Here is a 13,425-nt window from a genome sequence, read left to right as displayed (position 1 = left end):
CTGGATGTTGTTCCGGATGTGGACGCAGTCCCTCTTCTTAAATTTCAAATCAGTTTTAAAATATTGAAGCCCTTTCAAGTGTTTAAATGTGAGTCAAGCTTGGTCTAGTTTTCCGAGATTTTGCTCTGTTTTAATAAAAATGACCCCGACTACCTATTAATTTTTCGTAAGTAATACCGAAAGGATAGTATCCGCATATTAAGCATAAGGAGTCTAACGTGGAGGACACAGTTAATGTTCCGGCACCAAGAACCCCTCTGAACCTAGAGGTTTCGTTTAAGCGCAACTATGCGCGCGAACAAACTAAAGGCACGCTTAAAAATATCAGCATCTCAGGAGCCTTTCTAGAATTTGTCGGTGGGGACGTGCGAGCCAACGAAAAGTTAAACTTAGTATTTATAGTTGCAGGTCGTGAGCGCAAAGTGGCTGCTCATGTGATCTGGACTAATTCAGTAGGCTGTGGAGTGAAATTCATGCCTGTGAATAACAGAGACGTTCAGATCGTCGATGACTTGATCTACTTCGTCGAGAATAGTCGGGAAGATCGAAGATCTGTGATGGATACGATCTTTAAAAAGGTCGGATAGTAAAAAACCAAAACACCAAAAATAAAAAGAGCGAGTGCAAACTCGCTCTTTTCTTTTTTTACTCACCGTGGATTTTATTATGTTCCTACGTGAGTGTTGTCCATCGCTTGTTGTTCAAGCTCTTTTTGTCTTCTTTTCTTTCTCATCACAATAAGAACTGCCAAACCTGCTGCCGCTAGACCAACAACCGCCAAAGCCATTGTTGTGTCGTTGTCCATGCCGCCCGCTGGAGCTTCTTCAGCTGCCGCATGATGTTGTTGCGGAGGAGCCGGCGGATTCACAGCCTCAACTGGTGGAGGAGGCGGAGGTGCCATTTGCTCTTGAGCAACTTCTTGTGGAGGTGGTGGTGGCGGAGCCATTTCCATTCCAGGAGGTTGCTGCTCAGGCATTGGGGGTGGAGGAATTTCGCCTTGAGCTTGTTGAGGAGGCATTGCCTCTGGCGGCGGCATTGCTGGAGCTTGTGGTTCTTGTGGAGGAGGCATTGAATTGATCGCCTCTTCATGATGCTGAACCGGAGCAGCTGCAATTGCGCCACCTCTCCAGTAACGAAGTTCCGTACCTTCAGCAATATTGCCTTTTGAATCTACAGAGTTGCTTGACCACACTTCTTTCCAAGCATTGTCATAACCCAAAAGATCCTTAGAAATTTTTCTGATGTTATCGCCGGATTTCGCCACGTAAACTTCTGGAGCCATTCCATTGTCTTCGTAGTAAGTAATCATTCTTGAAGAATCATCAGAACGGTGTGGAGAGTTGTAATAAACCTTATCGCCAGGACGCACATCGCGAGAAGCGAATGTTGGATTTCCTTTTTTCAACTCTTTCGTTTTATCCGCGCCGTAAATCATTTGGCTGATGCTTGCAAGAGAATCGCCAGGGCGTGCGAAGTAAACTGTGTTGTACCAAGTTTTGCCAACTTTCCAAGGAGCCGTTGCCACTTTTTGAAGAGGAGCGCTTGCTTTCTTGGGAGCTTCTGAAGAACTGTCTACGACCGTTGTTGAAGTTTCTGTTTTAGTAGAGCTTTCAACCATGGATGTTGTGTCTGTTGTCGCAGGAGTCGAGTCAACAACTGTTGTCGAAGTTTCTGCTGGCGGTGGAACATCTGCCATCGTCGATTCGGCAAATGGGTCCGCTGGCATTGTTTCTGTTGTTGTCGCTACATCTGTTTTTTCGGTTGTTGCTTGGCTTTCGCCAGGAGTGGATTCAGCTGTAGTTGTAGTTGTTTCAGTCGTTGTTGTCGTTTCACCCAACGCATCTTCAGGAAGTTGATCGCTTGCTAAAGAGTTGTCTCCAGCGATTTCAAGCGCTTCGTCGCCTTCAAGTTTCTCTAGATCGGCAGAATCATAATCAGCTGCTACTTCTGAGTCCGCTTGACTATTTTTAGACGTACAGCTTGTTAGCTGGAAGGCCAGACCTAAGCACGCTAGTAAGACTACGAGTTTTTTCATCATGTGTTCATCCTTGAGTGATGCTATGAAACATACTGTTTCAGTTAAGCGTTATTAACAATTTAAAGCACAAGATAGAAGGCTTGCAAATATTAATCAAATCACTGGACTTTTGGGGTTACTGGATCTTGAGCTTGCTACCAAGTTTCACTTTGTTTTTGTCGAACCAACCCTTATTCATCTCTAGTGCATACTTTGCGGGTTTTGCACTTGGATACGACGGAAGTTCCGCATCCGGAATTCCTTTACCAGAGACCATTTCCTGAACATCGATCAACGTCCCGTTTTTATCGAAGTAGCCGATAGCGAGATCTATTAACGTATTCTTCATCCAGAAAAATCTGGTCTCTTCATTTTTAAATATAAAGAGCATTCCTTCATCTGGTCCCATTTTGTCTCTGAACATAAGTCCACGTTCATGCTGATCAGGAGTCGATGCTACTTCTACGACCAAGGTCTTGCCTCCTAATGTGATCTTCTTTTTATCAAAGTCTTTTGCGTGAGCCGAAAAAGATAAAAACAGTGAGAGCATTCCCACTGCGAAGAAATTTTTATTTGCGAAGCATCTCCAGAGCAACGCCATAACGAACTCCCTTTGTTGATACAACCATTCCTGGTAAGTTTAGCGCTTCAATCACGGCGAGTAAAATAGAAGCTCCGGCATAAATAATATCCGCTCTTCCGCCCAGGCCGTATTTCGTTTTCTTTTCTTCAACGGTGGTGTTGGCAAATTCATCCACCCAATAAGCCAGTCGTTCCTTCTTCAAAAAGAAACCATCAACTTTCTTTTCATCAAAACCGCCGACTTCAATGGCCACCAAAGATGTGGGCGTGCCAGCAACGGCAATGATTTGATCGATTTTTTCTTTTTTTAGTTCCGGTAAAACAGTTTGCAACTGCGTTTGAATATACTGTTTTAAATTTTCTCTTTCGTTTTGCGGAACAGGTTGCGTGCTGATAAATTTTTCCGTCAAACGAACACCGCCGATATTAAGACTTTCTCCAAAAAGAATTTTCGTGCCACGGCCAGAAATAAGTTCCGTGGAACCACCGCCAACATCAACCACGAGAGAAGTTTTTTGATCGTCGCTAGAACCCGCTGTGGCCCCTTGATAAGTGATACGGGCTTCGTCTTCACCGGGAATGATTTCAATGGGAATCCCTAAATCTTCGCCCATTTTAAAGAGTTCTTTTCCATTTTTTGCATCTCGCGCCGCCGACGTGGCCATCGCCAGAATGCGATCGACTTTTTGCACATCAATTTCTTTTTTAAATTCCGTAAGGCATTGGCGTGCTCGGGTTAAAGCATCGGGATGGAACTCTCCCGTTTTATCAACTCCCTGACCTAAACGCACTACTTGCACTAAATCTTTATGAACCTTCGTGATTCCTTTTTCTGTTCCTTCAGCGATAAGGCACAAAAATGTATTTGTGCCTAGATCAAGAGCCGCCACTTTCATATTACTTTAATTTCTCCTGCAGAATTTTATTCACAAGTTCCGGATTCGCCTGACCTTTCGACGCTTTCATCACGGCACCCACAAAGAAGCCAAAAAGATTTTTCTTTTTACCCGTTTTGTGATCGTCCACCGCTTGCGCATTGTTGGCAAGAACCTCATCAATAAGTTTTTCGATGGCAGCTGGATCAGAAATTTGCACAAGACCTTTTTCTTTAACGACAGTTTCAGGGTCTTTTCCTGAATCCCACATTTCCTGAAAAACCGCTTTCGCCATTTTTCCGGAGATTGTGCCGTTATCAATAAGGGCGATCATACGACCCAGCTGTTTTGGTTTGATCGGTGAGTCCTTGATGTCTTTGTTCGCTGAATTAAGTTCACGAATCAATTCAGTCATAATCCAGTTTGAAGAGGCTTTAAAGTTTTTAGCCTCTTTGGCTGTCTCTTCATAGAAATCCGCCAAGGATTTTTCAGTCGTAAGAACCTGGGCATCCAATTCAGGAAGTGCGTGCTCCTCTTGAAAACGCCGAGCACGTGCAATAGGAAGTTCTGGCAATTCCTTTCTATATTTCTCAATCATTTCTTCTGTGACAAATACAGGTAAAAGATCGGGATCTTGGAAGTAACGATAATCTTGAGCGTCTTCCTTGGTGCGCATTGAGAAAGTGCGGTTCTTATCAGGGTCCCACAGGCGAGTTTCCTGAATAATTTTTTCTCCACGCTCAACAGCGTCGATTTGTCTTTCAATCTCAAACTCAATCGCTTTTTCCACGAAGCGGAAGGAGTTGATATTCTTAATTTCAACTTTCGTTCCAAATTGCGGCGCACCAACTTTACGGACCGACACGTTACAGTCACAGCGCATAGAGCCTTCTTCAAGATTTCCATCGCAGACGTCAAGATAGCGCACGATCTGGCGAATCGTTCTTCCGTATTCAGCGGCTTCCGCAGGACTGCGAATATCGGGACCAGAAACGACTTCAAGAAGGGGAATTCCTGAGCGGTTGTAGTTGATCAAAGTGTGATCGCCATGGTGAATGGATTTTCCTGCGTCTTCTTCCATGTGAGCTCGCGTGATGGACACGGTTTTTTCAACACCATCGACCTTGAAAGTCACCTTGCCGTTTTCACAGATCGGCTTGTCATATTGGGAAATTTGATAACCCTTAGGAAGATCCGGATAGAAATAATTTTTTCTCGCGAAAATAGATTTGCGACGAATATCACAGCCAAGAGCAAGACCCGTTTTAACTGAATACTCAATCGCTTTTTTGTTTACGACAGGCAAAGTGCCCGGCATTCCAACACTTACAGGAGATGTATTTTCATTATCGCCCGCATTAAATTCCGTCGAATCCGCGCAAAAGATTTTTGTCGCAGTACTTAACTGCACGTGAATCTCAATACCGATGACGGCTTCAAAACCTCTATATGACATGGGGATTTTTTCCTTTCACCGGCGAAGCGCTTTCCAGTGCGAATCCAACATCGAGCATCTTCTGTTCTTCGAAGTGGCTCGCTGTCAGCTGAATGCCAATAGGAAGACCGTCTTGTGACATTCCAAAAGGCACACTCATGCCTGGAAGGCCCGCAAGATTCGTGGACGTTGTGAAGATGTCGTTTAAATACATCGCCAGAGGATCTGAAATGCGCTCGCCTATTTTAAATGCCGGAGCTGTAGTCACAGGACTTAAAATTACATCGCAATTTTTAAAGGCTTCAAGATATTGGTTCATGATCAAGCGACGAACTTGGCCTGCTTTATTATAGTAGGCATCATAATAACCACTCGATAGGCAGTAAGTTCCAAGCATGATACGGCGTTTGACTTCTTTTCCAAAACCAAGTCCGCGTGTTTTTCCGTAAAACTCTTCAAGATCAATCGCCGAGAGATTTTTAAAATCCGCTCTGAATCCATATTTCACGCCGTCATAACGCGCAAGATTTGAAGACGCTTCACTTGCAGCCACGAGATAATAAACAGGAACTGCGAACTCTGTCATAGGAACGGAAACTTCAACAATCTCAGCTCCCATTTTTTTTAGAGTATCAACAGAGTTTTCCACAGTCTTCTGCACGTCAGGATGAAGACTGCCACTCATGTATTCTTTCATGAGACCGATCTTCATACCTTTCACATCGGCTTTTAGGTTTTTACTCCAAGCAGGAACAGATCTTTGCGTTGTTGTAGAATCGTATTCGTCAAAACCAGAAATGACTTCCAAAGTGAGAGCCGCATCTTTTACGGAACTCACCATGGGGCCCGCCTGATCCAAAGAAGAAGCATAAGCGATGATTCCGTAGCGGCTCACGCGGCCGTAAGTCGGCTTTACCCCCACGATTCCACAAAAACTTGCCGGTTGGCGAATGGATCCGCCGGTATCAGTTCCCAAAGTTCCTGCAACCAAACGTGAAGCTTGAGCGGCGGCAGAGCCTCCTGAAGATCCTCCAGGAACGCATTCTAAGTTCCACGGATTTTTTACGACACCATGAAAGGACGTTTCATTGGAAGAACCCATGGCAAATTCATCTTGATTGAGTTTTCCTAAGATCACGACGCCGGCTTTTTTAAGGCGCGCCACAACAGTGGAGTCATAAGGGGGAACAAAGTTTTCTAGGATTTTTGATCCTGCTGTTGTTTTAAGACCTTTTGTGCAAAACATTTCTTTAATACCAAAAGGAACTCCCGCTAAGACGCCCAGGTCTTCGCCTTTAGCTAGGCGTTCATCCAAAGCTTCTGCTTCGTTGGCAGCATTAGGATTGATTGATGTAAAAGAATTTAATTTCCCATCAATATTTTCAATGCGTGTTTTAAAGTGGTGAGTGATTTCTTTCACACTCACTTTTTTTGTTTTTACGGCGTCGACAATTTCGCTCATGGAAGCAAATGTTAAATCCATTTTCTTAGACCTCTAAACAACAGGTGGAACTTTAAAAAGGTTTCCAGCTTTCGCAGGTGCGTTCGCCGTCATTTCTTCCGCAGAAAATTCTTGTTTAACGACATCTTCACGCCAGAAAGATTCAATTTCTGTAGGAGTGATCAGAGGTTCGACTCCGGCTGTATTGATTTTTGAAATAGTCTCGAAATGATTGAGAGCTTTTGCGAGCTGAGTGCTGTACTCTTGAGCTTCTTCGTCAGTGATATGGAGGCGGGCGAGCTTCGCAATATGCTCGATGGTCTTTTTATCAATCACGGGGAATTCTCCTTTTTCGAGAATGAATATTTAAAATTACCCAGAAAAGAGGGCCCTCGTCACTCTTAGGTGGTGCATTTTTCGTGGGACCTAGACCTTTTCTATTTTGTATCAACGCCAAGCAATGATAGATTCTTGCCATGTCTAAAAAACGCCACGAAGAGTTAAAAAAAATCATTTCTCAGCACGATTACAATTACTACGTTTTGGATCGTCCTACGATTACAGATTTCGAATACGACCAACTTTTTGATGAACTTCTAAAATTAGAAAAGACCGAAAAAAATCTCGATCTTTCAGATTCGCCATCCCAACGCGTGGGTGGCACACCTTTGGCCGCTTTTGAAAAGGCACCGCATAGATTGCCTATGTTATCGTTAGCAAACAGTTATTCGCCTGAGGACATCGTTGATTTTGATGAACGCGTAAAAAAATTCCTGAGCACCGATAAGGACATCGAGTATCTTTGCGAGCCCAAGTTTGACGGTCTTTCTATGGAGCTCATCTATGAACATGGCAATTTTGTAAGAGCTTTGACTCGTGGAGACGGAACTGTCGGTGAAGATGTAACCCAGGGTATCCGTACCATTAAAAGCATTCCGCTAAAACTTCATACTAAAAATCCCCCGGCTCTTTTAGAGGTGCGCGGAGAGGTTTTAATGTTTAAGCAAGACTTCGCAAAATTAAACGAAGCCCAACAAGAAAGTGGGCAACAAACTTTTGCAAATCCGCGAAACGCCGCCGCGGGCTCCGTGAGACAACTTGATGCTAAAATCACAGCATCGCGCCCTTTGCGCTTTTACGGATATGCCTTGGGGGCCGTTGACGGAATTGAATTTAAAAATCAGCAAGAGATTGAAAATTATTTCGCAGAAGTGGGCATTCCTTCTTTGCAAAAAAATGCTGACTTTGATTTGGTTCGCGTCTGCGCGGGGCCTTTAGCCGTTGTTGATTACTACCACGAAGTAGAAAAACTTCGTCCAAATCTTCCGTTTGATATTGATGGTATCGTTATCAAAGTAAATTCACTTAGACTGCAAGACGATTTGGGCCTAGTCGCAAGAAGCCCGCGCTGGGCGACAGCGGCAAAGTTTAAACCCGAGCAGGCACAAACCGTGATTGAAACCATTGCAATTCAAGTGGGTCGCACTGGAGCTCTTACGCCGGTGGCAATCATGTCCCCCGTCAAAGTGGGAGGCGTGACTGTCACAAATGCGACTCTTCACAATCAAGATGAAATCAATCGCAAAGATGTTCGCGTGGGCGATACGGTTGTGATCCAAAGAGCCGGCGACGTTATTCCTGAAGTCGTCTCTGTTATTCTGGATAAGCGACCTAAAAACAGCAAACCTTTTGAAATGCCAACAGAATGTCCTGCGTGTGGATCAGAGGTACAAAAACTTGAAGGCGAGGTCGTCACTCGCTGTGTAAATCCACTTTGCATCGCCATGGTGAAAGAGTCTTTAAAACATTTTGTCGCTCGACGCGCGATGAATATCGATAAAGTGGGTGATCGCCTTATTGAAACTTTGGTCGACAATAAACTTCTTTCGCGTTTTTCTGACTTCTATCGTCTAACCAAGGAAGATGTTTTGTCTTTAGAACGCCAAGGGGATAAGTCTGCGGAAAACGTGATTAACAGTATTGAAAACAGCAAACACCCGACATTGGCGCGTTTTATTTTTGCTCTGGGTATTCGCTTTGTTGGCGAGCAGACCGCGAAACATTTAGCGGATCACTTCATCACGATTGATAATTTTATCAAAGCGGATGAAGAATCTCTTTTGCAAGTTCCGGAAATCGGTCCCAAGGTGGCAAAAGCTATCGAAGCTTGGACTTCTAACAAGGAGCTCGTTAAAGAAGTTCACGACATGCAAAAGCTTGGTGTGAAAATCACAAACCCTGTCCGTTCTCAAGAAGGGGCGCTTTCGGGAAAAAGTTTTCTGATCACAGGAACGTTGCCTGTTAAACGTGACGACGCCAAAGATTTCATTGAAAAGAATGGCGGAAAAATTTTAGGTTCTGTTTCTTCGAAATTAAATTACCTGGTTGTCGGCGATGACCCAGGCTCTAAGCTTGAAAAAGCTCAAAGCCTCGGTGTGACCGTCATCTCTTGGGAAGATTTACAAAAAATGATCTAACGAACGCCGGCGCGAGGAGCTGTGTCTTTGTTTGCTTGAACAAGCTCAGCCATTCTGCCGCGCAAGTGAGAGCATGTGGCGCCTAAATCCTTCACACTGTGTTCAATGCGTTTTTCGTTGTAGCCTCTTTTAGCAAAGTGGCTTCGTAAAGCACCTTCATCCTGCTGGCAAAGTGTATCCACGCGACGAACAAGGGCGCGGTAAGACTGCGGATTGTTTCTTGCAAAATCCAAAGCTTCTTTTGCAGGAGGAGATTTCTTTGCACACTCTTCTGTCGCATTTTTTGCGCGCACGGTGCAAATAGGTTTTCCCTCTTTCACGCCAAAGACGACAGGATTGCAAAGTACGGTGGCTTTTCCATCTTCTGTGTCACCTTGAATCGCGCCTTCTTTCGGCGGTGTTTTACAAGAATAAGTGACTTTTTTTCCAGCGGTATCAAACACTTCTTTTTCGGAAATAGGACTGCAGTTTTTTCCTTGCAAAGCCCAACCGGCGTAAATGCAGGCTAAACGATCTTTGGAAGTGACTTCGTCCACATCCAGGTTGTCATTGCTTTTAATACCGCCAATATCGCCAAGCTCTTTAAGTTTATAGTCTTCAACACGGCGATCATTGGATTTTCTCTCTAAAACTGCCCCCGTAGAGTCGCGTTTTTCAAATGTTGTAATAGGGCCTGCGCCTGATGGTTTTTCTACCTTGGCATCCGGACCCATATCGATGACTACGGGTTGAGATGACGATGGTGTCACAACTTTTTTAACGACCGTGTCTCTGCGAATCACAGGCGTTTGAAACTCAAAAGCGCCGCCTTCTTCCTGGACATGTTTGACGTGTTCTTCCAATTTTTTAACGTCGATGCCAACGCGAGCACCACGATAATCTTTGTTCTCAAATGCACGCATTAATTCTTGAGTAATTTTAGAGGAATCACTGTAAGCACCACTGGCAGAACAAACATTCACACCACTGACTTCATCACCTGGACAGTAAATACAAATGCGCGAAGGACTTGAAAAGTTTCTTACTTGGCATTTTTCATCGGCTGCATAGGCTGGAGTCGACTGCGTAAAGATCTGAAAGGCCGCACAAAATTTTTGGTTCGCCTGAAGACGCTCCATCATCCATGGAAAGATAGATGAATACTTCGGAGGTTTGGCACTAATGCGCTGACCGCTTTCAATCAGTTCAATATTATGATTAAAAGCGCGAAGTTCTTTAATCCAAGCTTCCTGATTTTCGGGAGTTAGAGCCCGAAATTCTTCATAAGATAAAGTGATTTTGTCGGTGCTCTTATAAAGTGCGCCTTGAGCATGAACGTAGAACGTGCCGAGTGTTATCAACACAAAAAATAAAACCTTCATCTGCGATTTCCTTTTTTATGAATCCGTTTCTAAATATCGGAAAAGAAACGCCTTAACTTGAGGCACTGGATGAAGGTCTAGGTTTGCAAACATAAAAAAACCCACAGTCTTTGCAAACTGTGGGTTTAGATTTTTATTTAAGGTGATCCGCCAAGAATTAAATGTGGTCGATCACAATGTCGCGAGCCATAACAGTCTTACGACCGTCAGCTTTAGCACTCTCGACACCTTTCAAGCAAAGTTGCTCGATAGCTTTGCTAAGAACATCAATTGTCTCAGCAGAAGTGTTCATTTGACCTTTTTCCTTGATGAGTTTTTTCACTTTGCTTGTCACTACAAGTACGTCTGCCATGATTAAACCTCTCCATCCGTGTGTTTACCTCTAAAAGGTTTGCATAGGGTCTAGAAATTGACAATATGAAATCTTCTTGCGGCGCACTAATTCTATGCGCGTCCCGGGTTGATCAAAAGTTCTGACTTCCCATCCTCGAACCGGAAAAGTTCTGCCTGCCTTGAGCCGCTTTCCCCCGGAGAAATCCACACGAAAGTTTTCTGATCCAAGGGTTTCGTACACTCCACATCCAAAAACGCGGGTGACCAGCACCCACTGTTGAGGTGTTCTACAGAACCAATAATCTCATGGCGCGTATGGTGGGTGTGCCCAAAGACAATGCGCTGCGCTTTCGTGATCGCACTCGCCATGGCCAGCACGCGGTCATCCGGTTCTTTGTATCCAGAAACCAAAGAGGTTACTGATTTACTGTAGAAAAGGAAAAATGGAAGAAGCAAAAACAACGGAATGAACGCCCAGAAAAATGAAATCTCATAAACGGAGCGAACAAAAACCATCAATTGAAAGATTAAAAAGAAGGCGATGAAGATAATAAAGGCGCGATCTAACCACAACTCACGAGCCAGCAAAAACGGGTTGCTTGCCGCGGGATCCACAAAAAGTTCTTTCAACTCGCGCACCATACGCGGTTCCGCGTTGGCTTTTTCGGCAATATAAGAAACACGATCTTCAATTTTCAGTGGGTTGCGAATCGGCGCCGCCAAACGGTCGAAGAACGAGTGAAGAAGAGTCACTACAGCACCCCAGAACCAAGTTAACACCAACCCTGGTTGTGCTTTCGCAACATACTTAAAGAAAAAGCGGATGTATTCCGGCAAAGTCATGATGTAGTTTGTGTCTACATGCGGATTAAAAAATCCCATGCCGTTCATAATGTAACGACAGGCGAGATTTCCAAACGGAAGTTTTAAAGAAACGAAATTGTATCCGCGCACAAAAGGATTCACCGGGTCTTCACACATGCAATACGGATCGTATTGATTCCCGTGCTCAATCAAAGTGTCCTGATTGCTGATATAAAACCATTCAACAAAACGAACTTCCTGACGTTTGTGTTCTGGCAAATTCAGATGACGATAGATCTCTTCCTGCACTTCGGGAAAGTGAAGCTCCAGGTCGTGATTTCCCATAACAAAAATCGCACGATGGCCGCGCAGAATAAATTCTCTCAACGCGCGCACAAACTCTGCGTGGTCTTTGAGTATGACCTCAATTTTAAAGCGGGAGCGTTCTTCGCGAGGATAAAGTCCACGATGTTTTTCAAGCCAACCGACATGAAAAACCGGCTCATCAGGCAAACGCAACACGCTATCAAAATCAAAGATGTCGCCGTTTAAAACCAGTTCAATCGGAGCGCCTTGAGCTTTTTCTTCGATATGTTTAAGAAAGCTTTCAAAAACATCATCAAAAAAGAACTGACGGGTTTTAAATTTTTTCCACAACGGAAAGCGAACGCGTACTGGTTCTGCCTCTGTTAAATGCAAATCACTAATGATCGCCGTGTACGGCGCCTTTTTAAAATCAGGAATCGGTTGTGAAAAAGAAGTGGGCAAATCTGCCTCCCAAGAATATGATCGTGCAGATGAACGAATTTATCAAGAACCTGAAGACTCCAATTGCAATTGTCGGTATGGGAAAAAGCGGTGAAGCTGCGAAACGCCTTCTTTTAAACTTAGGCGTCGCCCCTCAATCGGTACTCACATTTGATGGCAAACTGGAGACAGCGGACTTTAATGACCCCGAAGCTCTTATGACTCAGGCGAAACCGCAAACATTGGTGGTTTCTCCGGGTGTTCCACTGACGTCAGCATGGATTCAGGGAGCAAAAAACAAAGGAGCTAAGATCACGAGCGAGATTTCTTTAGCTTGCTCATGTTTGACGACAGAAAAGCTTATGGGCGTCACAGGCTCCGTCGGAAAAAGTACAACAGTCTCACTTTTGGGTGCGGGCCTTGAGGCTTTTTCTAAAACGGGTTTTGTCGGTGGGAACCTAGGCATTCCTTTTTCGGCGTACGCTGCCGACGTTGTTGAGGGAAAACGTCCTCGCGCGGACTGGATCGTATTGGAACTTTCCAGTTACCAGTTAGAAAACTGCGAGAACCTAAAACTTGATTATTCTGCGATCACTTATTTTACCTCCAATCATCTTGAGCGCTACGACAATCTAGAGCACTACTATCGCACGAAATGGAATATTCTTTCTCTCACTAAAAATGCGATGCTTTTAAACAGTGAAGGTGGTGATTTGGTTGAGTACTTTAAAATGAATCATCATGAGCAAGTGAAGGTGGTTTCAAAAAAAGATCCTTCTCTTGCAAATCTTCATTTGGAGAAAGCACAGCTTATTGGTCAACATAATCAAGACAACCTTGCTCTGGCGTCGTCGCTGGCGCTGGCAGCAGGCTGGCCTTCTTCAGCAATTGAAGGCATGAAGTCTTTTAAGGGACTTGTACATCGTCTTGAAAATGTCGGTACATTTAAGGGCGTTCGTTTTATTAACGACAGCAAAGCCACCGCAATGGACAGCGTGCTTATTGCGGCTACCGCGGCTTACGATACACTTACGAACTCAGGAAAATTATTTTTGCTTTTAGGCGGCCGAGATAAAAATCTTCCGTGGCAAGATTTAATTCCGCTGAAAAACTTCAAAGGTGTGGAGTTTGTTTTCTTTGGTGAGTGCCGTGAGATCGCGCAAAAGAAATCTCTTTTACCCGGAGAGTCCTTTGCGAAGCTGGGTGAAGCCTTGGATTTCGTTTTTGGAAATGTAAAAACTCACGACACCGTTTTACTCAGTCCCGGCGGAACAAGCCTTGACGAATTTAAATCATTTGAAGATCGCGGAAATTTCTTTAAGAAAAAAGTCGAAGACTTCGCGAAATAAAAAT

General features: G+C 44.2%; 12 protein-coding genes. 3 read left to right on the top strand and 9 right to left on the bottom strand.

The genetic code is table 11. The features are described from left to right. Nucleotides 1-218 precede the first annotated feature (218 nt). Nucleotides 219-587, top strand: a complete 369-nt coding sequence (locus AAAA78_RS00295) for a PilZ domain-containing protein (RefSeq protein WP_340589688.1) — start codon at nt 219-221, stop codon at nt 585-587. 77 nt (nt 588-664) lie between these two features. Here AAAA78_RS00295 and AAAA78_RS00290 read toward each other — a convergent pair whose 3' ends face one another. From AAAA78_RS00290 to gatC, 6 genes are all read right to left on the bottom strand, one after another. Then, entirely contained in the window at nt 665-2,038 is a 1,374-nt protein-coding gene (locus tag AAAA78_RS00290) for a hypothetical protein (RefSeq protein ID WP_340589687.1), read from the bottom strand. Between the two features lie 115 nt (nt 2,039-2,153). Next, a complete protein-coding gene (locus tag AAAA78_RS00285) occupies nt 2,154-2,618 on the bottom strand; it encodes a DUF192 domain-containing protein (protein WP_340589686.1) in 465 nt (154 codons plus the stop codon). After that, nucleotides 2,587-3,495: a Ppx/GppA phosphatase family protein gene (locus AAAA78_RS00280; protein WP_340589685.1), complete on the bottom strand. Its 909-nt coding sequence runs from the start codon at nt 3,493-3,495 to the stop codon at nt 2,587-2,589. Before AAAA78_RS00280 ends, AAAA78_RS00285 begins: the two co-directional genes overlap by 32 nt. A 1-nt stretch (nt 3,496) precedes the next feature. Continuing rightward, the gene (gene gatB / locus AAAA78_RS00275; protein ID WP_340589684.1) at nt 3,497-4,930 is read right to left on the bottom strand and encodes an Asp-tRNA(Asn)/Glu-tRNA(Gln) amidotransferase subunit GatB; all 1,434 of its coding nucleotides are present in this window, start codon (nt 4,928-4,930) and stop codon (nt 3,497-3,499) included. Further along, the gene (gatA, locus tag AAAA78_RS00270) at nt 4,920-6,392 is read right to left on the bottom strand and encodes an Asp-tRNA(Asn)/Glu-tRNA(Gln) amidotransferase subunit GatA (protein WP_340589682.1); all 1,473 of its coding nucleotides are present in this window, start codon (nt 6,390-6,392) and stop codon (nt 4,920-4,922) included. Before gatA ends, gatB begins: the two co-directional genes overlap by 11 nt. A 12-nt stretch (nt 6,393-6,404) precedes the next feature. Beyond that, entirely contained in the window at nt 6,405-6,686 is a 282-nt protein-coding gene (gene gatC, locus AAAA78_RS00265; RefSeq protein ID WP_340589680.1) for an Asp-tRNA(Asn)/Glu-tRNA(Gln) amidotransferase subunit GatC, read from the bottom strand. Between the two features lie 140 nt (nt 6,687-6,826). On the opposite strand from gatC, the gene ligA reads away from it, so the two are divergent. Then, nucleotides 6,827-8,827, top strand: coding sequence for an NAD-dependent DNA ligase LigA (gene ligA / locus AAAA78_RS00260; RefSeq protein WP_340589678.1), 2,001 nt, complete (start codon nt 6,827-6,829; stop codon nt 8,825-8,827). Here ligA and AAAA78_RS00255 read toward each other — a convergent pair. From AAAA78_RS00255 to AAAA78_RS00245, 3 genes are all read right to left on the bottom strand, one after another. Further along, nucleotides 8,824-10,188 carry a hypothetical protein gene (locus tag AAAA78_RS00255; RefSeq protein ID WP_340589676.1) on the bottom strand — a complete coding sequence of 455 codons (1,365 nt, stop codon included), beginning with the start codon at nt 10,186-10,188 and terminating at the stop codon, nt 8,824-8,826. The genes ligA and AAAA78_RS00255 overlap by 4 nt on opposite strands. A 157-nt stretch (nt 10,189-10,345) precedes the next feature. Next, on the bottom strand, nt 10,346-10,540 hold the full coding sequence (locus tag AAAA78_RS00250; protein ID WP_295902137.1) for a histone-like protein: 195 nt from the start codon (nt 10,538-10,540) through the stop codon (nt 10,346-10,348). A gap of 92 nt (nt 10,541-10,632) precedes the next feature. Next, complete coding sequence (locus AAAA78_RS00245) at nt 10,633-12,093, bottom strand: metallophosphoesterase (RefSeq protein WP_340589674.1); 1,461 nt, start codon at nt 12,091-12,093, stop codon at nt 10,633-10,635. On the opposite strand from AAAA78_RS00245, the gene murD reads away from it, so the two are divergent. Continuing rightward, nucleotides 12,075-13,421: a UDP-N-acetylmuramoyl-L-alanine--D-glutamate ligase gene (gene murD / locus AAAA78_RS00240; RefSeq protein ID WP_340589672.1), complete on the top strand. Its 1,347-nt coding sequence runs from the start codon at nt 12,075-12,077 to the stop codon at nt 13,419-13,421. The genes AAAA78_RS00245 and murD overlap by 19 nt on opposite strands. The last annotated feature ends 4 nt before the right edge of the window (nt 13,422-13,425 follow it).

Origin of the sequence: Bdellovibrio sp. BCCA (assembly GCF_037996825.1) — a bacterium.
Lineage (GTDB): Bacteria > Bdellovibrionota > Bdellovibrionia > Bdellovibrionales > Bdellovibrionaceae > Bdellovibrio.
Note: the sequence above shows the minus strand (reverse complement) of the source record. Positions and strands in the feature narration are given on the sequence as shown.

Excerpts from the sequence above, each read along its gene's own strand:
- AAAA78_RS00280 (WP_340589685.1), bottom strand. The coding sequence starts at position 3,495 with ATGAAAGTGGCGGCTCTTGATCTAGGCACAAATACATTTTTGTGCCTT.
- AAAA78_RS00290 (WP_340589687.1), bottom strand. The coding sequence starts at position 2,038 with ATGATGAAAAAACTCGTAGTCTTACTAGCGTGCTTAGGTCTGGCCTTC.
- AAAA78_RS00285 (WP_340589686.1), bottom strand. The coding sequence starts at position 2,618 with ATGGCGTTGCTCTGGAGATGCTTCGCAAATAAAAATTTCTTCGCAGTG.
- gatB (WP_340589684.1), bottom strand. The coding sequence starts at position 4,930 with ATGTCATATAGAGGTTTTGAAGCCGTCATCGGTATTGAGATTCACGTG.
- AAAA78_RS00250 (WP_295902137.1), bottom strand. The coding sequence starts at position 10,540 with ATGGCAGACGTACTTGTAGTGACAAGCAAAGTGAAAAAACTCATCAAG.
- gatA (WP_340589682.1), bottom strand. The coding sequence starts at position 6,392 with ATGGATTTAACATTTGCTTCCATGAGCGAAATTGTCGACGCCGTAAAA.
- AAAA78_RS00255 (WP_340589676.1), bottom strand. The coding sequence starts at position 10,188 with ATGAAGGTTTTATTTTTTGTGTTGATAACACTCGGCACGTTCTACGTT.
- ligA (WP_340589678.1), top strand. The coding sequence starts at position 6,827 with ATGTCTAAAAAACGCCACGAAGAGTTAAAAAAAATCATTTCTCAGCAC.